This is a genomic window from Rhizobium sullae, from assembly GCF_025200715.1.
Classification (GTDB): domain Bacteria; phylum Pseudomonadota; class Alphaproteobacteria; order Rhizobiales; family Rhizobiaceae; genus Rhizobium; species Rhizobium sullae.
This window is the reverse complement of sequence record NZ_CP104144.1, coordinates 1,136,055-1,156,597: the sequence shown is the minus strand read 5'-3', so window position 1 is coordinate 1,156,597 and position 20,543 is coordinate 1,136,055. Positions and strand designations below refer to the sequence as shown.

The window sequence follows — 20,543 nt, the reverse complement described above, 5'->3', positions numbered from 1 at the left end:
TCAATCATGTCGACACACGATAGCAATCCGCTGATCTCGCTCTATGGAACACCGCGCTCGGTCGTCCACACGCGCGTCTCCGTCCGGGCCAAAGTGCCTGTCACGGCAGACGAAGAAAAGGAAGAATCCGAAAAACTTGGCCAAGCGATGATCAGTTTGACTTGCCTCAAGGATCATTCGACCACAAGCCGCTAATAAGCAGACGTCCCCTGCAGGGCTCTCCCTCTGCAGTTCCCTCCTGGCCACGCCTTTGGGCGTGGCTTTTTTTGCATTTGTCGTTCGGCCTGCTTCTTGACCTACGTCAAGGAAGGCGGCGCTGCGGAATGCGACAAGGGCGCATCAATGACGGATGCTGATCATGAACCTCTACACCGCCCCGAGCCCGAGCGACAACAAGACCGTCGAACATCTTCACGTAGAGCCGGTCAACGCCGCGCGCAATCGTCAGCCACTTTATGCCGCGCGCAAGAAGGTCTTTCCCAAGAGGGCGGAAGGCCGTTTCCGGCGGTTCAAGTGGATCGTGATGCTGATCACGCTCGGGATCTATTATCTCTCACCGTGGCTTCGGTGGGACAGAGGTCCTTACGCGCCCGATCAGGCGGTCCTGGTCGATCTGTCATCCCGCCGTTTCTTCTTTTTTTTCATCGAGATCTGGCCGCAGGAATTCTTCTACGTAGCCGGTCTGCTTGTCATGGCGGGCTTCGGCTTGTTCCTGGTGACTTCCGCGGTCGGGAGAGCATGGTGTGGCTATGCCTGTCCCCAGACGGTATGGGTCGATCTGTTTCTCGTCATTGAGCGCGCCATCGAGGGCGATCGCAACGCTCGAATCAAGCTCGACAATGCGCCATGGAGCGCCGGCAAGCTGGTGAAGCGCGTCATCAAACACGCGAGTTGGCTTGTCGTCGGTGCTGCAACCGGGGGCGCCTGGATTTTCTACTTTGCCGATGCGCCAACGCTGGCGCTGAGTTTTCTGAATGGCCAAGCGCCGTCGGTCGCCTATGCAACCGTCGCAACGCTCACTGCAACCACCTATGTGCTCGGCGGACTGATGCGCGAGCAGGTCTGCACCTACATGTGCCCGTGGCCCCGTATCCAGGGCGCGATGCTCGATGAAAACTCCCTTGTCGTCACCTACAATGACTGGCGCGGCGAGCCGCGCTCCCGCCATGCCAAGAAGGCGGCCCTCTCGGGCCAGGCCGTTGGCGACTGCGTCGATTGCAACGCCTGCGTGGCCGTCTGTCCGATGGGCATCGACATCCGCGACGGCCAGCAAATGGAATGCATCACCTGTGCACTTTGCATCGATGCCTGCGATGGCGTCATGGACAAGCTGAACAAGCCGCGCGGCCTCATCGCCTATGCGACGCTGAGCGAATATGCAGCCAACATGGCGCTTGCTACTGACAACGGGAAAATCGGCGTGCAGCCCCAGCGCGTTCGCGACGACGGCGGAGCCTTCGTCGCAGCGGTCCGGCATTTCAATTGGCGCGTCATCGTCAGGCCTCGCGTGATCTTCTATGCAGCCGTCTGGGCAGCGGCAGGGGTCGGTATGCTTGTCCATCTCGCACTGCGCGAGCGGCTTGACCTCAACGTCGTGCACGACAGAAACCCGCAGTTCGTGCTGGAATCAGACGGCTCGGTCCGCAACGGTTACACGCTTCGCATTCTCAACATGCTGCCGCAGCCCCGCACGATTGCGTTGCATCTCGAAGGAATGGACGGTGCGACGATGAGGATTCCGGAACTATCGACAGGGGAAGGCCGGAAATTCATGATCGAAACGAAGCCCGACACGGCAATGGCGCTCAAGGTCTTCGTCACAGCCAAGAATGCCACCAGTGCGGTCAGCGAGTTTCTCTTCGTGGCCAACGACCCGGCAGGCACAGATAGCTCGGTCTACAAAGCCGCCTTCAATGCACCAGGAGCCAGGAAATGAGCGACTATCCGATCACCGGCGGCAAAGGCTTTACCGGCCGACATATGCTCCTCATTATGCTTACCTTCTTTGGCATCATTATTGCCGTCAACATGACGATGGCCTGGTACGCCTCATCGAGCTGGAGCGGGCTCGTGGTGAAAAACACCTATGTGGCGAGCCAGGAATTCAACAAGAAGGCGGAGGCAATGCGCGCTATGGCCATGAGCGGCGTTTCTGGCAAGTTCGCGCTTCATGACGGGCTGATCGTCTATGAGCTGCACAATCGCGACGGTTCCCCCGCCGCTGCTGACGAGGTCACGGCGCATTTCAAGCGGCCGGTCGGGGACCACGAGGACTTCGTCATCGAGTTGCCGAAGAGCCATGACGGCCATTTCGAGGCACGCCGCCGCATCCTGTCGGGCGACTGGATTGTTGAAGTCATTTCGAAGAATCAGGGCACGACCGTGATGCACGAGGCCCTGAGGATCAATACCGCAGGGTTCGTCCAATGACATGCTGCACCATGGATGCCGAAGGCGTGCTGTCACTGAGCAGCAACGCCATAAGCGCCGAGGAGGCGCTGCTCGCCAGCCAGCCGCTGGGCTCCGGTCTCAGGCAATCGGATTTCAGCGTTCCGGGCGCCCACTGCGGTGCCTGCATTTCCACGATCGAAAAGGCGCTGACGCGGCTGCCTTATGTCAAGAGCGCGCGTGTGAATCTCACGGCAAAGCGCGTTAGCTGCGTGTGGTACGAGGAGATGGACGGCAAGCCGGTCAATCCAGCCGGCATCCTGTCTGCAATCACGGCCTGCGGCTATCACGCGCATCTGTTCACGGCTGACTTGAGCGACGACGACCGCGTTCGCAATCAGCTTCTGCTCGCAGTCGGCGTCTCCGGCTTTGCGGCGGCAAACATCATGCTGCTATCCGTATCGATCTGGTCTGGGGCCGAGGCTGCAACGCGCGACATGTTCCATTGGATATCGGCAATGATCGCAGCGCCGACGCTGATCTATGCCGGACGTTTCTTCTATCAGTCCGCATGGAATGCTCTGAAGCACGGCCGCACCAACATGGATGTGCCGATATCGCTTGCGGTGACGCTGTCTTATTCGATGTCGCTCTGGGAAACGATCCACCATGGAGAACACGCCTGGTTCGATGCATCGGTATCTTTGCTATTTTTCCTGTTGATCGGCCGCACGCTCGATCACGTCATGCGCGACAAGGCACGCGCGGCAATCACCGGCCTGGCGCGGCTTGCCCCGCGCGGCGCGCTGCTGATCAACCCGGACGGCTCGAAGCGTTACGCACCGGTGGACGAAATCAATGTCGGCGATCTGATCGCCGTGCCGGCCGGCGAGCGCATTCCTGTCGATGCCACCGTCGTTGCTGGCCAGAGCGAGGTCGACCTGTCGATTGTCACGGGCGAAAGCACTCCGATGGCAGTGTCGACGGGTGCCGAACTGAAATCCGGCGCGATGAACCTGATGGGCTCGTTGACGATCAGGGCGGCAGCGACTGCAAAGAACTCGTTGCTGGCAGAGATCATCGGCTTGATGGAAGCCGCAGAGGGCGGGCGGGCCCGCTACCGGCGCATCGCCGATCGTGCGGCGAGCTACTACTCGCCGGCCGTTCATCTTCTGGCGCTGATATCCTTTCTCGGCTGGGGCCTGATCGGCGGCGACTGGAAGCAAGCGGTGCTGGTTGCCGTCGCCGTCTTGATCATCACCTGCCCCTGCGCGCTGGGCCTGGCGGTTCCCGTTGTTCAGGTCGTGGCTGCCGGGACCCTGTTCCGACGGGGCATCATGGTCAAGGACGGTTCGGCCATGGAACGCTTGGCCGAGATCGATATGGTCGTGTTCGACAAGACCGGAACCTTGACGATGGGCCGGCCCCGTCTCGCCCACCGCACCGATGCCGGTGCTTACGAATTGGCCGTCGCCGCTGGTCTTGCAGCCCATTCCCGGCATCCGTTGTCGCAAGCGCTTTTACGCGAAGCTGGGCTACATGCCCTGGCTTTTGATGCGGTCAAGGAGATCCCAGGCGCTGGGCTGGAAGCCGGAACCGGGAATGGAATCTACCGTCTCGGCAACGCGGCCTTCGCTTGCCCTGAAAGGCCCCGAGGCGCACAACAGAGCGAGGCTTTCTCCGAGGTCGTCCTAACGAAGGACGGGATCGAGCTCGCACGCTTTTACTTCGAGGATACGTTGCGGCCGGGTGCTGATGGCACGATCAAGAGCGTTGCGCGTCAGGGGCTTGCCGTGGTTGTCATGTCGGGCGACCGGGAATGCGTCGTTGAGGCGACGGCGAAGACGCTTGAAATTGATCGCTGGCTGGCGGGATTGACGCCCCGGGGGAAGATGGAGGAATGCGAACGGCTGGGCAAGCTTGGCCATCGCATCCTGATGGTCGGTGACGGCATCAATGATGCACCGGCACTTTCGGTAGCCCATGTCTCGATGGCGCCGGCGACAGCGGCAGATGTCGGCAGGCAGGCAGCAGACCTCGTCTTCCTGCACGACAGTCTGGAGGCCGTGCCCGAGGCGATTTCCGTGTCGCGCCGCGCGGCTCGGTTCATTCGGCAGAACTTCGCGCTGGCGATCGGCTACAACATCATTGCCGTGCCGATCGCGATTGCGGGCTACGCGACGCCCCTGGTCGCAGCCGTGGCGATGTCGACATCGTCGCTCATCGTGGTCGCAAATGCCCTGCGTCTGAACGACAGAGCGAAGTTAGCCGGCAGGCGACATCCCGCCCGCAATACGAAGCGTTCGACAGTGGGGGTCGTTTCGCTATGAACATGTTGATCTACCTCATTCCGATCGCTCTGTTCATGGGCGGCTTGGGTCTTTTTGGTTTTCTCTGGTCTCTGAAGAACGGCCAATATGACGATCTCGAAGGCGCGTCATGGCGCATCCTCGATGACGAGGATGAAAAGATGCCCCGGCCTTAAGGCTATGACGGATGCCAAGAGTTGGCGGATCGTCGCCGGCGCTATTCTACATCTGGCGCAGAGCGGCGATATCGTCGATCCGCACCGTTCTGCCTCTGACAGTGACGCCTGCTTTCTTGAGCGAGCCGAATGCACGCGAAAGCGCTTCCGGCGCAAGGCCTAGCTTGCCGGCGAGCAGGCTCTTTTGATAGGGGAGGCGAACGGTTTCGCTTGGTTTGCCAGGCGAACATTGGCTTAGAAGATAGTTGGCAACCCGCTGAGGGGCGGTCTGCAAACGGTCGCTGGCCACGCATTCCATCGTCACAAGCAGATGATCGGCCATCAGTTGCATGATGTTCCGGTCCAGAGCGCGATCCTCTTCGGCGAGCCGCCTCACGCCGTCGAGGTTGAAGCGTGCAAGCACAATATTATCCGCCGCCTGAGCATTGTAAGCATAGATACCACCGCCACCGATCAGACACTCGGCAAAGGTGTCGCGCGGTTCACAGATCCTGATGTCTGCGGCGCGGCCGACCTCATTCGTCTTGAACAAGCGAACATAGCCTTGGATCACGCAAAAGAACGCGTCGGCTCTTTGGTTTTCCCGGACGATGAAATCACGCGGCTCAAACCTGATAATCTCTGCATGCTTGAGCAGCATGTTGGCAGTGTTGCTGCCTAGCCCGGCAAAGAGCTTTGAACGCGCCAATACGGAGGTCTCGACGGACATTTTCCTACCCTCGGTGAATTCCAAACCTGATTTAACCTGCGTGAGTGAACTCCTATTTGATTTTGATCAACCGCATGCGCGAGAAAAGCATGCAAAACTGGACTTTTTCGCAGTCCTTGCAAACCGCTAGGTCATTCTTTTGGGAGAAGCGGGACTGTTGCGTTCCCATTTCCCGAGAAATTCGATAATTGGGGAAAGTAACTGGCGGTTCGCGAGTGTCTTCTCGGAAAAGCCCGAGGGAATGTAGAAATGACGGATAAGCAGTCCGAGCATATTTTGGTCGTCGATGACGACGCCCGGATTCGGCAGATGCTGATCCGCTATTTTGAAGACGAAGGATATCGGGTCACGGCCGTCGCCGATGGGACCGCCATGCATGCTGAGCTGGCTAAGACAGACTTTACGGCCATTTTCCTCGATCTGGTTTTGCCTGGCGGCCAAAACGGGCTTCAGTTGGTGCGGGAAGTCCGCGCGAATTCGGACGTGCCGATTTTAATGCTCACCGGCCGCGACGATGTGACCGACAAAGTCGTAGGCCTCGAAGTCGGAGCCGATGATTACATCGCCAAGCCATTCCACCTTCGCGAGGTTCTTGCCCGGCTGAGAACCGTGTTGCGCCGCCGCCAGCCTGCCGAACGCCCGGCGGGACCGCAGGCCGGTGCCGAGGGTGTGCTGGAGTTCGATGGATGGCAACTCCACATCCATCGGCGCAAGTTAACGGACCCTTCCGGCAAAGACAAAGCGCTGACAACCGGTGAATTCGATATGCTTCTCGTCTTCGCGCGCAACCCCGGCCGGGTTCTCTCACGCGAAACCTTGATGGACCTCACACGCAGCCGCAACCTGGAGGCATTCGATCGAACGATCGATGCGCAAATTGCCAGGCTACGCCGAAAAATCGAACAGGACCCCAAGAACCCGACGATCATCCAGTCCGTCCGCGGCATCGGCTATGTGTTTACCGGTGGCGGCCACTAGCAGTAATCGCAGCATCAGATTTATTTGACGACGGTCAATGTTGGTCGCGGTCGAAGTCCGTATATCCTTCCGAAAGGGGACAACTCCCTAAGAGGGCAGGCAGCTGATTGCGCTGGGGCGCGAGCTCGGCGTTGCGGCGGAGGGGGAGACGGAATGACGCGCAAGCAGAAGCGTCTGGTGGTGATCGGCGGCGGCATGGGCTTCATCCTTGCCGCGGTGATGCTCGTCATGTTCGCCTTCAGCCAGTCGGTCGCCTATTTCTACATGCCGGCCGATCTCGCCAGGACGCCGGTCGCACCCGAGACGCGCATCCGCCTCGGGGGGTTGGTTGGCGAGGGCAGCGTCGTGCGCGGCGCCGGCTCGACGGTGGAATTTGCCGTCACCGACGGCAGCGGCGATGCTGTGAAGGTCAGATACACCGGCATCCTGCCCGACCTCTTCCGCGAGGGGCAGGGCGTGGTGACCGAAGGCAAGTTTGCGGTCGGCAGCCGGGAGTTCATCGCCGACACGGTGCTTGCCAAGCACGACGAGAAATACATGCCCAAGGACGTTGCCGACCGGCTGAAGGCGCAGGGTTTCTGGCAGGAAAGCAAGGGGAAGGAAGGCGAGGGCACGCAATGATCATCGAGAACCGGATGACGGTCTAACTTGATTTATGTCAAAACCACCGTGTCCGGCATGCGCTATGTCCGTCGGCACCTGGTGGATACTGGAGCACATGCATGGATTTCGAAGGGTTTTTTAGGAGCGAGCTGGACGGGCTTCACGCCGAAGGCCGCTACCGCGTTTTTGCCGATCTCGAGCGTCACCGCGGCCACTTTCCGCGCGCCACGCGCCATACGGCGGACGGTGCGAAGGACGTCACCGTCTGGTGCTCCAACGACTATCTCGGCATGGGCCAGAACCCGAAGGTGATCGAGGCGATGAAGAACGCCATCGACCACTGTGGCGCGGGTGCGGGAGGCACCCGGAATATCTCTGGCACCACCCACTACCACGTCCTGCTCGAGCGCGAGCTGGCCGACCTGCACGGCAAGGAAGCGGCACTGATCTTCACCTCCGGCTACGTCTCCAACTGGGCAAGCCTCGGCACGCTCGGCGCCAAAATCCCCGGGCTGATCATCTTCTCCGACGCGCTGAACCATGCCTCGATGATCGAGGGCATCCGCCATGCGAAGTGCGGCAAGGTGATCTGGAAGCACAACGACGTGGCCGATCTCGAAGCCAAGCTGGCGGCCGCCGATCCGAAGGCGCCGAAGCTGATCGCGTTTGAATCCGTCTATTCGATGGATGGCGATATCGCGCCGATCAAGGAGATCTGTGATCTCGCCGACAAGTATGGCGCCATGACCTATCTCGACGAAGTCCATGCCGTCGGCATGTACGGCCCGCGCGGCGGCGGCATTGCCGAGCGCGAAGGGCTGATGGACCGGCTGACGGTGATCGAAGGCACGCTCGGCAAGGCCTTCGGCGTCATGGGTGGCTATATCGCCGCCTCGGCGGCACTGTGCGACTTCATCCGCTCGTTTGCCTCCGGCTTCATCTTCACCACGGCGCTGCCGCCGGCGCTGGCGGCCGGTGCGGTGGCCTCGATCCAGCACCTGAAGATCAGCCAGATCGAGCGCGCCCGCCATCAGGACCGGGTGCGCAAGCTGCGAACGCTGCTCGATCAGCGCGGCATTCCGCATATGCCGAACCCGAGCCATATCGTACCGGTGGTGGTCGGCGATGCGGCGAAGTGCAAATGGATCTCCGATATCCTGCTCGACAATTTCGGCGTCTATGTCCAGCCGATCAACTATCCGACGGTGCCGAAGAAGACCGAGCGGCTGCGCATCACCCCGACGCCGCTGCATTCCGATGCCGACATCGAACAACTGGTCGCGGCACTCCATTCGCTCTGGTCGCGCTGCGCCCTGGCAAGGCAAGTCGCGTAAGATCTGAAAATGTTCGCCGCTCAGATCGCTTTTGTTCGAGGGGCGGCGCCCGGTCTACTTGTCAAGTGGCGCGCTTGGTAAGGCTCGGAATACCACAGGCCTCGCCGCCGCCGAACAGCCGCGAGCGGGTGAGGAAACGCTTCTCGCGGCCGTTGTCGAGCGAGAACATACCGCCGCGGCCGGGTACGACATCGATGATCAACTGCGTGTGTTTCCAGGCCTCGAACTGGCTGGCGCTGATATAAACTGGTACGCCACCAATCTCACCAAGCCTCACGTCCGTCTCCCCGACACGGAATTCGCCCGCCGGATAACACATCGGCGAGGACCCGTCGCAACAGCCGCCGGACTGGTGGAAAAGGATGTCGGGATGATCGCGGCGGATTTCATCTATGAGAGCCAGCGCCGCGTCGGTCGCAAGAACGCGCGGTTCGCCATTGACGGTCGTCTCCATGATTTCCTCCAAGCCAAAAGCCTCCTCCCCGAAAGGGGAGAAGGTAGCCATTTGTGATCAATCCGGTTCTCAAAAGAAGCCGAGTGCCTTCGGGCTGTAGCTCACCAGCATGTTCTTGGTCTGCTGGTAGTGGTCGAGCATCATCTTGTGCGTCTCGCGGCCGATGCCGGACTGCTTGTAGCCGCCGAATGCCGCATGCGCCGGATAGGCGTGGTAGCAATTCGTCCAGACGCGGCCGGCCTGGATTTCGCGGCCGAAGCGGTAGGCGCGGTTTCCGTCACGCGTCCAGACTCCTGCACCGAGGCCGTAGAGTGTGTCGTTGGCGATCTCCAGCGCTTCCTCCTCGTCCTTGAAGGTCGTGACAGATACCACAGGGCCGAAAATCTCCTCCTGGAAGACGCGCATCTTGTTGTGACCCTTGAAGATCGTCGGCTTGACATAAAAGCCATTGGCCAACTCGCCGCCGAGATCGTTTTGGGTGCCGCCAGTCAACACCTCGGCGCCTTCCTGCTTGCCGATATCGAGATACGCAAGGATCTTTTCGAGTTGCTCCGCCGAGGCCTGTGCACCGATCATCGTTGCACTGTCGAGTGGATTGCCCTGTTTGATCGCTTCGACGCGCTTGAGCGCCTTTTCCATGAAGCGGTCGTAGATCGATTCCTGAATGAGGGCGCGGCTCGGGCAGGTGCAGACCTCGCCCTGGTTCAGGGCGAACATCGCAAAGCCTTCGAGCGCCTTGTCGAGGAAATCGTCATCATCGGCCATGACGTCGGCAAAGAAGATGTTCGGCGACTTGCCGCCGAGTTCGAGCGTGACCGGAATGAGGTTCTGGCTGGCATATTGCATGATCAGCCGGCCGGTCGAGGTCTCGCCGGTGAAGGCGATCTTGGCGATGCGCGGGCTGGTGGCGAGCGGCTTTCCGGCCTCCAGGCCAAAACCATTGACGATGTTGAGCACTCCTGGCGGCAGCAGATCGCCGACGAGTTCGGCCCAGACGAGAAGCGAGGCGGGCGTTTGTTCGGCCGGCTTGATCACGACGCAATTGCCTGCGGCAAGCGCCGGAGCGAGCTTCCAGGCGGCCATCAGGATCGGGAAATTCCACGGGATGATCTGGCCGACGACGCCAAGCGGCTCATGGAAATGATAAGCGATGGTATCGTGATCGACCTCGCCGATCGAGCCTTCCTGCGCGCGGATGCAGGCGGCAAAATAACGGAAGTGATCCACGGCAAGCGGGATGTCGGCAGCCATCGTTTCGCGGATCGGCTTGCCGTTGTCCCACGTTTCCGCCTGGGCAAGCAACTCGAGCTTGTCCTCCATGCGCTGCGCGATCTTCATCAGAATGTTTGAGCGTTCGGTAGCCGAAGTTCTAGCCCATTGACCCTTAGCAGCGTGGGCGGCATCCAGCGCCGCATTGATATCCTTTTCGTCGGAGCGCGGGATTTCGCAGAGCTTGCCGCCCGTGACCGGCGTGACGTTGTCGAAATACCTGCCGCCGATGGGCTCGCGCCATTCGCCGCCAATATAGTTGCCGTATTTCAGCTTGAATGGTGATTCAACGATCTTTTGATGCAGCATGTCATCCTCCCAAGATGAGCCAGGTTCAGGAGCGAACCGATGGAAGGAGTCTGCGCGTGTTTTATCGATTGCAACAGGCTCCCGGCGCATTGCTGCAGTGCACAGTGTCGCAACGCTGCGACAGGATTACTCTTTGGAGGGAAGGCTCAGTGAAGGTTGAGCCTCTTCATCTTCCGATGAAGTGTGGCGCGGCTCATGCCAAGACTGATCGCGGCCTGCGAAACATTGCCGTTGGTCCGGGTCAGCGCACGCAACAGGGCTGCACGTTCTGCTTCCAAGAGAACGTCGCCGGTAGCCGCACCGCTTTCATGAAGCGCATCGGCCGCTGGAACACCTGCGGCGATCCGCCGGTCATCCAGCTTGAGCGCCAGCCGGGCCGCGCGCGTCGCGCCGAGCACAAGATCATGCTTGTCGACCGCTAGCAATGCCGCTGCAGAATTCGCGCCCGATGGCACCATCAGGAAGCGTGCACCGGCAAAGGCACTGCGGAAGATATTGAGTTCGATGCGGGTAGCAGCGTCGCGGACCGCCTGTGACAGGATCGACAGCGTCATTTCATTGACGTCGTCACGGCAAGTGGAAATATCGAGCGCGGCAGCCAGTTGACCGCGATGGTCGCGGATCGGCGCAGTCGTGCAACTGAGACGGATATTGGAGCAGAAGAAATGCTGGTCGCGGAAAATTGCGACGGCACGCTCGTCTGCAAGCGCCGTGCCGATGCCGTTTGTGCCAATGCTTGCTTCAGTCCAGACAGATCCGGTCCAGAGGCCGAGATCGCCAAACTCCTTGTCGTCACCGGCAGAGCCGCGCCGCTCCAGCGCGATGCCATTGCGATCCGTCAGCAGCAGGCAGCAACCGGCCCTCCCGACCGTCGAGAAAAGCCGGTCGAGTTCGTCCGTCGCGTCCTTGATCAATTGATCCGATTGCTCGCGTGCAAGCTGGAATTCCAAATCAGTCAGCCGCACAGGCGTGCGTTTGTCTTCCGGGGCAAGCTGATGCATGGTCATGCAGCGCCGCCAGGAAGCCACGATTGGAGAACTTGCTGCAGCGGAATTCTGCTGCGCGCACGTATAGACGTGATCCGCATGCGCGGAATATTGGTGCATCGGCTCCTCCCACGGAACACGAGAGTAAACTGACCTAAATGCGCGTCTTTTGCAATTCTGCTAAATTGCGATGACTTCCGAACGGCCAATCCAAACTGTCGCAAGATTGCGACAGTTGCGAGATGCCGCCGAAGCCACGGCTTCCTCGCAAATCGATGTTTCCGGGAAGCAGTGAACAAGACGCGGGATCAATCAACTTTGATTCCGGTCAAAGTCGATCGGATTTACTGTGAATATGTGTAGGAGTGTACACTCGTTCCCGATTAAGCCGCCAAGCCATGGTGACGCTTTATAATAGGGCTCGGTGGAAACCTCTGCCACCATTGAAGCGCCGGGGTCCAGGAGGATATATCCATGAAAGCGATGACGCTTCAGGCCATCGGAAAGCCTCTGGTTCTCGTCGAACGGCCGGATCCATTGCCGGGTCGGGGCGAACTCAGGCTGAAGGTGGAGGCCTGCGCCATTTGCCGCACGGACCTGCATGTGATCGACGGCGACCTCGCCAACCCGAAGCTGCCGCTCGTGCCGGGCCATGAGATCGTCGGGATCGTCGATGCCGTCGGTGACGGCGTGGCGGCCACGAGAATAGGAAGCCGTGTCGGCGTGCCATGGCTGGGCCACAGCTGCGGCACATGCCCCTATTGCCGGTCGAAGGCTGAAAACCTCTGCGACCGGCCGGAGTTTACCGGCTATACGCGCGATGGCGGCTTTGCCACCGATGTCGTGGCCGACGCGTCCTATGCCTTTGACCTTGACCCGGAAGATGATCCGGTTTCGCTTGCACCTTTGCTCTGCGCCGGGCTCATCGGCTGGCGCTGCCTGAAGAAGGCCGGTCACGGCAGGAGGATCGGGCTCTACGGCTTTGGAGCGGCAGCCCATATCATTGCCCAGGTATGCGTGTGGCAAGGCCGTGAAGTCTATGCCTTTACGCGCCGCGGGGACGATGAAGCGCAACGTTTCGCCATAAGTCTCGGAGCCGCATGGGCAGGAAGCTCGGATGACAGGCCGCCGGTGTTGCTGGATGCGGCGATCATCTTTGCGCCGGTCGGCGGGCTCGTCCCGGCCGCTCTCAAGGCGGTCCGCAAGGGTGGCCGCGTCGTTTGCGGCGGCATTCATATGAGCGACATCCCGGCCATGCCTTATACCCTGCTGTGGGGAGAGCGGGAGCTTGTTTCCGTCGCAAATCTTACCCGTGAAGACGCGACGCAGTTCTTTCCGATCGCCCGCGAGGCGACTGTGCGCACGTATACGGTCACGTATCCACTCGAACGGGCAAACGAGGCTCTTGCGGACCTTCGCGCCGGCCGGTTTAGCGGCGCGGCCGTCATCGTTCCGTGACGGCGAAACCATGCTCGCGAGGCTTGTTGAATTTGACCTTCATCAAAGCGAAAGCCGGCGAAGGATAGATATTTGCGCTAGGTGCTGAGAGAACAGCCGGACGACTGGCGCATCATCGTCCTCCCGCGTCAGAAAGGAAGAGCAACCGGAAAGACACTCGAGGGAGAACTGATTTGGACTCGGCCGTATCGCCCACCCGCAACGCCCATTCAATGACTGTCTCGGAAGTCGCCGTCGCACTCGGCGTTGATCCGGCCCGTGGGCTTGACGAGCACGACGCCGAGCATCGGCTGCAGCAGTTCGGCGCAAATGCCCTCACGACGAAGAGGCGTCTGTCGGATGTTCGCTTGTTACTGCGACAGTTCGCGAGTCCTGTCATGCTGTTGCTCGCCGCGGCTACTGCGCTTTCGCTTGCATTCGGCGAGTACCAGCAGGCTGTGGCAATAGCTGCCGTGCTGTTAATCAATTCGGCAATCGGCTATTTCACCGAGCGAAGGGCGGTGCGCTCTCTGGAGGCCTTAAGGCGTCTTGGAAAACGCAGCGCGCGCGTGCGTCGAGCGGGCCATGCGCAGCAAATTGCGGCGCAGAAACTGGTTCCCGGGGATGTTGTGCTGCTTGACGCGGGCGACGTGATTGCAGCCGATATGCGTTGCTCGAGTTCCGCCGCGTTAAGAATCGACGAGTCGGCTTTGACCGGTGAATCCGTGCCGGTCGGCAAGGGGATCGAGCCGAACTCAGCCCTTGCCGGATTACACGAGCGCGACGCCATGCTCTTTAAAGGCACACATATCGTTAGCGGAGGTGGCGAGGGCATCGTAACGGGTACCGGTCTTGCCACAGAACTTGGCCGCATTACTGAATTGGTTGACGAGGCCAGCGGCGGAGACACTCCCCTTGAACGCCAGCTTGCGCTTCTATCGCGGCAGCTCATATGGATTACCTTGGCCCTCGCCGCGGCTATTTCTGTAGCCGGGCTCTCGTCGGGAAGGCCGGTCTTCTTGATGGTTGAAACGGCGATTGCACTTGCCGTAGCCGCTATCCCCGAGGGTCTGCCGGTCGTGGCGACGCTGACACTGGCACGCGGCATGCTGCGTATGGCACGGCACAACGCACTGGTCGAAAACCTGGCTGCCGTAGAGACGCTCGGTTCGACGACCGTCATCATGACCGACAAGACCGGCACACTTACCGAAAATCGCATGGAGGTTGAGCAAATTCTCACGCCTTCAGGTGATTTTTCGATTGATCACGACCTGGCCTCCATCCTGAAGGATGGCAACATTGTCGATCCCTCGGCTGATCCAGAACTCATGCAGGCACTGCTGATCGGTGTTCTGTGTTCAAACGCGGAATATGACCGCCATGCCTATTCCGGCACCGGTGATCCGATGGAGGTCGCTCTCCTGCGCGCTGGAAGCTTCGCGGGTCTTGACCGCAAGGAACAGATCGTGACGTTCCCGGAAGTGGCCGAACATCCCTTCGACACGGCAACCAGGCGCATGGCAACCATACACAGATCTGGTGACAATCACTTTGCCGCCGTAAAAGGTGCTCCTGAAGAAGTGTTGGCAGCTGCAGACCGGATCGGCATCAAGATGGACACGCTTGATGCGGCGGAGCGAGCGGTTTGGCTGCGTCGTGGTGAAGAACTTGCGGCAAGAGGGCTGAGGGTCCTGGCGGTCGCCGTTCATCCACGTTCGAGCCAGGATCAACCGGTTCCAGACGGATTGGTATTCTACGGCCTCGTCGCTTTTCGCGATCCACCGCGGGGCGATATACCGGAAACGATCGCCGCTTTGCGACGTGCAGGAATCCGCGTCGTCATGGCAACCGGCGATCACCCAAGTACCGCCCTCGGAATTTCGCAAGCGATTGGCCTAACGGAGCCTGGCGCGTTCGTGATGACTGGCGCAGAGATGTCCCGGCTGCATGACGCGTCCGAGGCGGAGCGTCAGGAGATCATTCACAGGCAGATCTTCGCGCGCGTGAGCCCGGAGCAAAAGCTCCAGTTGATCGGTGCCTTTCAGCGCGAAGGCGAAGTGGTCGCCATGACGGGAGACGGGGTCAATGATGCGCCGGCTCTCAGCAAGGCGGACATCGGTGTCGCCATGGGGCAACGTGGAACAGATGTGGCCCGAGAGGCTGCGGACATGGTCTTGCTCGACGACGCCTTTTCAACCATCGTGCATGCCGTTCGCGAGGGACGGATCATCTTCGCCAATATCCGCAGGTTCTCCGCATACCTGCTCTCCTGCAATCTTGCAGAGGTGCTCGTTGTGGGTATTGCCGTCTTCACGGGACTGCCACTGGCGCTGCTGCCACTACAAATTCTATTCCTGAACTTTGTCACGGATGTCTTTCCGGCCTTTGCGCTTGCCGCCGGCGAAGGCGAAGACGACGTCCTCGTCCGGCCGCCGCGCCAACCGAACGAGGCAATCCTCACGAAGGCGCAATGGCTCTCTGTCGCGATCTATGGAGCGGCAATTTCGGGCGCCACGCTTTTGGCATTGATTTCGTCGATACGTTGGCTTGGCCTGGCAGCCGAACAGGCGACGACGGTTTCCTTCGTCACCATCGCGCTTGCCCAGCTGTGGCACACTTTCAACATGCGGGAGAGCGGGAGTGGTTTTTGGTATAACTCGGTAACCCAAAACCGCTTTGTCTGGTATGCCACCGCACTTTGCCTTGCGCTGCTGTTTGCAGGGATCAACGTGCCGTTACTGTCGGAAACCCTGGAAATTGCCTCCATAGGAATGGAAGGCTGGGCGCTTGCCATCGGCTCCAGCCTGCTACCGCTCGTTGCAGGGCAGCTCTGGCTTTCGTTGAGCGCTCGACAACCGGCCCTCGGCGCGCATCTCAAGACGGAGCTGAATGAGCAACCCTGACGGGACAACGGGGCATGGCAGCGTTGATCTTCATCAATGCGGATACATTCGGGCATGCTTTGATATTCTTCAGCGGACTTCAAAGCTCTTCGCCGCTGTTAAGTGGCTACGCCATCCGGATGAACGGCTTAAAACGGAGATAGCAATGGGTCTCGACGATCAGCAGGAGGCGATAGCCTTCCTAAGCGATCCGAAATCGTACGGTCTCAGCGTGGCGGTTGATGTGATCGAAACGCATATCTCGCGGATTTTTCTGGCGGGTCAGCGCGCCTACAAAATGAAGAAAGCGGTGAAGCTCCCTTATGTCGATTTCTCGACCGCACCCCTGCGTTTGAATGCCTGTCAAAAGGAAGTGGAGCTGAACAGACTGACGGCCCCCGGCCTTTATCTCGGCGTCAAGACCCTCTCAAGGGACAAAGACGGCGCCGTCTGTTTCGCAAAAGACGGCACGTGCATTGACGCCGTCGTCGAGATGATCCGCTTCGACCAGGATCTCTTATTCGACAGGCTTGCGGCAGCCGACAAGCTGACCGACGATCTGATGACGTCGACAGCGCGAATGATCGTACGCTACCATCAAGATGCGATTGTCACGCAAGGCAAGGATGGTGTGGCCGAGATGGAGGCGGTCCTGAGCGTCAACAGGGCGGGATTTGCCACCAGCACCCTATTTACCGAACATGAGGTTGTTGCCTTTGACCAGCTTTTGCGATGCGCGCTTGAACGGCATGCGGATCGGCTGCGGGCGCGAAGTGCAGCGGGAAAGATAAGGCGCTGCCACGGCGATCTGCATCTGCGCAATATTTGCCTTCTTGACGGCGAGCCGCGCCTGTTTGATTGCATCGAATTCAACGATGCAATCGCCACGGTTGACGTCCTTTACGACCTTGCCTTCCTGCTCATGGACCTCTGGCATCGAGGCCATCGTCAGCATGCCAATCTGGTTGCGAACCGCTATTTCGACGAGTCCGACAATGAGGATGGCTTTACCCTCTTGCCTTTTTTCCTGGCAGTGCGTGCTGCCGTGCGTGCCCACGTGACGGCAACGCAGGCTGAAACTGCAAAGGCGAACATCGAAGCGTTGCGCGCCGAAGCCCGATCTTATTTCGAGTTGGCGCAAGAGCTGCTCGTAGCAAGACCTCCACGGCTGATTGCGCTCGGCGGATTGAGCGGCTCCGGCAAGACAACGGTGGCGGAACGCCTTGCTCCCCACATCGGCACAGCGCCGGGCGCGCGCATTGTCGAAAGCGACCGCCTGCGCAAAGCCATGCACGGCGTTCCGGCGGAAACACGCCTTCCGAAGGCGGCCTACCGCCGAGAGGTGTCTGAACGCGTATATATGGAAATGGTCCTGCGGACGGACGCCATTCTTTCCGATGGCGGATGCGTCGTCGCTGACGCTGTCTTCGACGATGCAAAACATCGGGCTGCGATCGAGACGCCAGCGTGCCGGCGGAACATCCGGTTCAGCGGGTTCTGGCTCAATGCTGAACCTGCCATGTTATGGAAACGCGTGGAGGACCGCCAAGGTGGTCCTTCGGATGCGAGGCTCGAGGTCCTTATGATGCAGCTTTCACGCCGGGTTGATGGGCTCGCCTGGCGCAAGATCGATGCCTCCAAAAACATTGATCTCATCTGCGACGAGATCCTCGCGGGATCGATGTCCGATGAGCTCGCTACGGCAACGACTTGAAATTTCCGGCCGATCCTTCTCAAGCCGCCGCAACGCGGCAAATGTGACGTCCACGTTTGATGCGGATCAACGCTAGCCGCTACCGCATCGCTAAGGTCGATCCTGTGCGTTCCGGCGTGACTCGCGGGGCCATGAACACTCGCGAGCCAATAGTCGCCTGCCGCTAACAGTGAAAGGGCGATGAATGTCGATCAAGAACCTTGCGCCGCTGCTTCATCCTCGATCGATTGCCATTATCGGCGCCTCCACGCGGCCAGACGCGATCGGGTCAAAGATTCTGGATAATGTGTTGCGTGGAGGATTTGCCGGAGACATCTGGCCGGTCAACCCGAAACACGCGCGAATTCTTGAGCAAAGCTGCTATCCAAGCGTCTCTGCATTGCCTGCCGCGCCGGACATCGCAATTGTTGCGACACCGGCCCCGACGATACCGTCGCTTCTTCGCGAGTTGGGAGAGAAGGGAACCAAGATCGCGGTTCTTGTCACGGCAGGACTGTCTGACAAGAACGGCCTCAGGCAAGCCGCTCTTGAGGCGAGCAAGCCTTACGGCTTGAGGCTCTTCGGGCCAAACGTCGTTGGCTTGATCCTGCCGACGGCAAATCTCAATGCAAGCTTCGTGCTCACAGGTGCCAGCCGCGGCAACATTGGGCTGCTATCCCAATCCGGCGCTATCGTAAGTTCTCTTCTTGATTGGGCAGGCGATCACGATATTGGGTTTTCACAGGTCATCTCGCTTGGCGATATGATCGACGTCGATATTGGCGATGCGATTGATCTCCTGGCGACCGATCACGAGACGTCTGCAATCATCATCTATCTGGAATCCATCGTTAATCCGAGGAAATTCATCTCGGCCGCGCGTGCGGCGGGGCGCCTGAAGCCGTTGATCGCCATCGTCCCGGGCCGCCATAAGGCTGCTGCTGCGGCGGCGGCGACCCACACCGGCGCGCTCGCCAGCAACAACCGCATTCTTGATGCGGTCCTGAAAAGGGCCGGCATCATTCGGGTCATGACGCTTTCGGAACTGTTTGCCGCTGCCGAGATCACCGCGCGCTTCCCGCCGCTCTCTCCTACGCGTATCGCCATCGTCACCAACGGCGGCGGCGCCGGCGTGCTTGCCGTCGACAGCCTTCTTGACAAGGGCGAAGTGCTTGCATCGTTGACGGCAGAAACGGTAGCCGACCTCGACCGGCTCCTCCCGGGCGGATGGTCGAGGAACAATCCCGTCGATGTCGCGGGCGATGCAACACCCGACCGCTACGCTGCAGCAGTCAGGACGATCGCCGCCGATACCGGGGTGGATGCCGTTCTTGCCTTGCATTGCCCGGTACAGGCTGCGCCGCCGGCTGTGACCGCTCTGGCGGTTGCAGGCATAGTGCAGGAGGGCACCGTGGCCGGCAAGCCGCTGCTCACCTGCTTCCTGGGCGGGAAGGCGGCCAGGGACGGCCGCCAGATTCTGCGCGGTGCTGGCATCTCCGACCATGAAATGCCCGACGACGCGATAGCCGCCCTTCATATTCTCGCCCAGTGGGGCCGGCGCAAGGAGCAGCTCACGCATATTGCGGGTTCGACCACCAAAGAGAGCAGCTTCGATCGAAATGCAGCTTTCGGCATTTTTGAGGAAGCGGCGAGCGAGGGGAGGGCGATGCTGACGGAGATCGAAGCAAAAGGCGTGCTTGGGGCTTACGGGATTCCAGTTCCCGAATATCTCGTTGCTGGAACGATCGCGGCCGTCGACACCCTTGCGACGAGAATGTTGCGGCACCATCCAGCCATCGTCTTGAAGATCCTGTCGCGGAAAATTACCCATAAATCGGACATTGGTGGCGTCGCCTTGAATCTCACAAGCACGGCCGAGGTGCGCCGGGCCGCACGTAAAATGAAAGCAGCGGCAACGACGGCAGGTTTTGCCGACCAGATCGACGGATATGTCCTCCAGCCCATGGTCAAGGTCGACAATGGGTTCGAACTTCTGGCGGGACTTTCGGCTGATGCCGTATTTGGGCCAGCCATCGTGTTCGGGGCTGGAGGGATTGCGGTCGAGCAGACCGACGACGTCGCCATGGGCCTACCGCCTCTTGATGACGGCCTAGCAGACGATCTGATCAAAGCCACCCGCATCGACCGGCTGTTGCAAGGCTTTCGTCACATTCCGGCCGCAGATCGTGACGCCATCAAAAAAGTGCTTCTCGCGCTGTCGCAGATGGCGGTCGATTTTCCGTTCGTTCGTGCTGTTGATATCAATCCGCTGGTCGCCGGATCTCGAACAATCATCGCCCTCGACGCCCGCATCGAGATCGATCCATCCAGATTGCGGGAACCAGCGCCGAATCGGAACCTGGTGATCAGGCCATATCCGGCCGGGTGGAGCAGCGACGTCACCTTGAGGGGGCAATGCTTCTCCTTGCGACCGATCCTTCCCTTGGACGCCGAGCTATATGCGGGGTTGCTGGAGCAGACAACGGCAGACGATTTGCGGATGCGGTTTTTTGGGCAGACCAGGCTTTCCGAGGCGGCAATCGTCCGCATGACGCATATCGACTATGAGCGGGAGATGGCCTTCGTGGCGATCAATCCGGTGGGGCAGCTTGTAGGCGTTTCTCGTCTCGTGATCGACGCGGGGAGGGAGTGGGGCGAATATGGCGTGCTGGTCAGGAGCGACCAACAGCGCATCGGCTTGGGCACGGCGCTCCTGCAACAGCTTCTGACGTTTGCGCGTGCAGAAGGTCTGGCGGAGGTTCGTGGTGCCGTCCTGCGCAGCAACGAAAAGATGCTCGGGCTGTGCCGCAAGCTCGGCTTTGAGGTCGTGACCTCATCCGGCGATGCAAGCCTCAAACAGGTCCGCATCAGGCTTTCCGATCCAAATGCGGCAGGGGGGCGGAACAAGCGTGATGCAAACACGGGAGGCCATAAACTGCGACGGTCATTTCCTAATCCGCCTTGAGCGAGATCAAGGACGAAGACGAAGAAATGGCGTAGCTCAATCATCTGA

The 20,543-nt window shown here is 60.0% G+C and carries 16 protein-coding genes; 12 read left to right on the top strand and 4 right to left on the bottom strand.

Annotation, left to right across the window (positions count from 1 at the left end):
- The first annotated feature begins 6 nt into the window (after positions 1 to 6).
- The 5 genes from N2599_RS26205 (at position 7) to ccoS (ending at position 4,873) form a co-directional block, all read left to right on the top strand.
- Positions 7 to 195 (top strand): hypothetical protein, encoded by a 189-nt coding sequence (locus N2599_RS26205; RefSeq protein WP_027509758.1) that lies wholly within the window; start codon positions 7 to 9, stop codon positions 193 to 195.
- 163 nt (positions 196 to 358) lie between these two features.
- Complete coding sequence (gene ccoG, locus N2599_RS26200; RefSeq protein WP_027509759.1) at positions 359 to 1,936, top strand: cytochrome c oxidase accessory protein CcoG; 1,578 nt, start codon at positions 359 to 361, stop codon at positions 1,934 to 1,936.
- On the top strand, positions 1,933 to 2,430 hold the full coding sequence (locus tag N2599_RS26195; RefSeq protein ID WP_027509760.1) for a FixH family protein: 498 nt from the start codon (positions 1,933 to 1,935) through the stop codon (positions 2,428 to 2,430). Before ccoG ends, N2599_RS26195 begins: the two co-directional genes overlap by 4 nt.
- Entirely contained in the window at positions 2,427 to 4,718 is a 2,292-nt protein-coding gene (locus N2599_RS26190; RefSeq protein ID WP_051336537.1) for a cation-translocating P-type ATPase, read from the top strand. The genes N2599_RS26195 and N2599_RS26190 overlap by 4 nt, the downstream gene beginning before the upstream one ends.
- Positions 4,715 to 4,873, top strand: a complete 159-nt coding sequence (gene ccoS, locus N2599_RS26185) for a cbb3-type cytochrome oxidase assembly protein CcoS (protein WP_063829594.1) — start codon at positions 4,715 to 4,717, stop codon at positions 4,871 to 4,873. Before N2599_RS26190 ends, ccoS begins: the two co-directional genes overlap by 4 nt.
- 46 nt (positions 4,874 to 4,919) lie before the next feature.
- Here ccoS and N2599_RS26180 read toward each other — a convergent pair whose 3' ends face one another.
- Positions 4,920 to 5,582: a Crp/Fnr family transcriptional regulator gene (locus tag N2599_RS26180; RefSeq protein ID WP_051336538.1), complete on the bottom strand. Its 663-nt coding sequence runs from the start codon at positions 5,580 to 5,582 to the stop codon at positions 4,920 to 4,922.
- 249 nt (positions 5,583 to 5,831) lie between these two features.
- Between N2599_RS26180 and N2599_RS26175 the strand changes: the two genes are divergently transcribed.
- The 3 genes from N2599_RS26175 to hemA all read left to right on the top strand — a co-directional run bounded on the left by N2599_RS26175 (position 5,832) and on the right by hemA (position 8,497).
- Positions 5,832 to 6,560 carry a response regulator gene (locus N2599_RS26175; RefSeq protein ID WP_027509762.1) on the top strand — a complete coding sequence of 243 codons (729 nt, stop codon included), beginning with the start codon at positions 5,832 to 5,834 and terminating at the stop codon, positions 6,558 to 6,560.
- A 153-nt stretch (positions 6,561 to 6,713) separates the two neighbouring features.
- Entirely contained in the window at positions 6,714 to 7,181 is a 468-nt protein-coding gene (gene ccmE / locus N2599_RS26170; RefSeq protein ID WP_027509763.1) for a cytochrome c maturation protein CcmE, read from the top strand.
- 101 nt (positions 7,182 to 7,282) lie between these two features.
- Positions 7,283 to 8,497: a 5-aminolevulinate synthase gene (hemA, locus tag N2599_RS26165; RefSeq protein ID WP_260308579.1), complete on the top strand. Its 1,215-nt coding sequence runs from the start codon at positions 7,283 to 7,285 to the stop codon at positions 8,495 to 8,497.
- A 61-nt stretch (positions 8,498 to 8,558) separates the two neighbouring features.
- On the opposite strand, the gene N2599_RS26160 is transcribed toward hemA, so the two are convergent.
- The 3 genes from N2599_RS26160 to N2599_RS26150 form a co-directional block, all read right to left on the bottom strand.
- Complete coding sequence (locus N2599_RS26160; RefSeq protein ID WP_027512197.1) at positions 8,559 to 8,951, bottom strand: DUF779 domain-containing protein; 393 nt, start codon at positions 8,949 to 8,951, stop codon at positions 8,559 to 8,561.
- Between the two features lie 69 nt (positions 8,952 to 9,020).
- A complete protein-coding gene (gene adh / locus N2599_RS26155) occupies positions 9,021 to 10,529 on the bottom strand; it encodes an aldehyde dehydrogenase (protein WP_027512196.1) in 1,509 nt (502 codons plus the stop codon).
- Positions 10,530 to 10,675: 146 nt separating this feature from the next.
- The gene (locus N2599_RS26150) at positions 10,676 to 11,635 is read right to left on the bottom strand and encodes a helix-turn-helix domain-containing protein (RefSeq protein WP_027512195.1); all 960 of its coding nucleotides are present in this window, start codon (positions 11,633 to 11,635) and stop codon (positions 10,676 to 10,678) included.
- A 354-nt stretch (positions 11,636 to 11,989) separates the two neighbouring features.
- Here N2599_RS26150 and N2599_RS26145 point away from each other — a divergent pair, with 354 nt between their 5' ends.
- From N2599_RS26145 to N2599_RS26130, 4 genes are all read left to right on the top strand, one after another.
- Complete coding sequence (locus N2599_RS26145) at positions 11,990 to 12,973, top strand: zinc-dependent alcohol dehydrogenase family protein (RefSeq protein ID WP_027512194.1); 984 nt, start codon at positions 11,990 to 11,992, stop codon at positions 12,971 to 12,973.
- 173 nt (positions 12,974 to 13,146) lie between these two features.
- Complete coding sequence (locus N2599_RS26140) at positions 13,147 to 15,858, top strand: cation-translocating P-type ATPase (protein ID WP_063829620.1); 2,712 nt, start codon at positions 13,147 to 13,149, stop codon at positions 15,856 to 15,858.
- A 145-nt stretch (positions 15,859 to 16,003) separates the two neighbouring features.
- Positions 16,004 to 17,551, top strand: coding sequence for a bifunctional aminoglycoside phosphotransferase/ATP-binding protein (locus N2599_RS26135; protein WP_027512193.1), 1,548 nt, complete (start codon positions 16,004 to 16,006; stop codon positions 17,549 to 17,551).
- Positions 17,552 to 17,735: 184 nt separating this feature from the next.
- Complete coding sequence (locus N2599_RS26130) at positions 17,736 to 20,495, top strand: bifunctional acetate--CoA ligase family protein/GNAT family N-acetyltransferase (RefSeq protein ID WP_063829619.1); 2,760 nt, start codon at positions 17,736 to 17,738, stop codon at positions 20,493 to 20,495.
- The last annotated feature ends 48 nt before the right edge of the window (positions 20,496 to 20,543 follow it).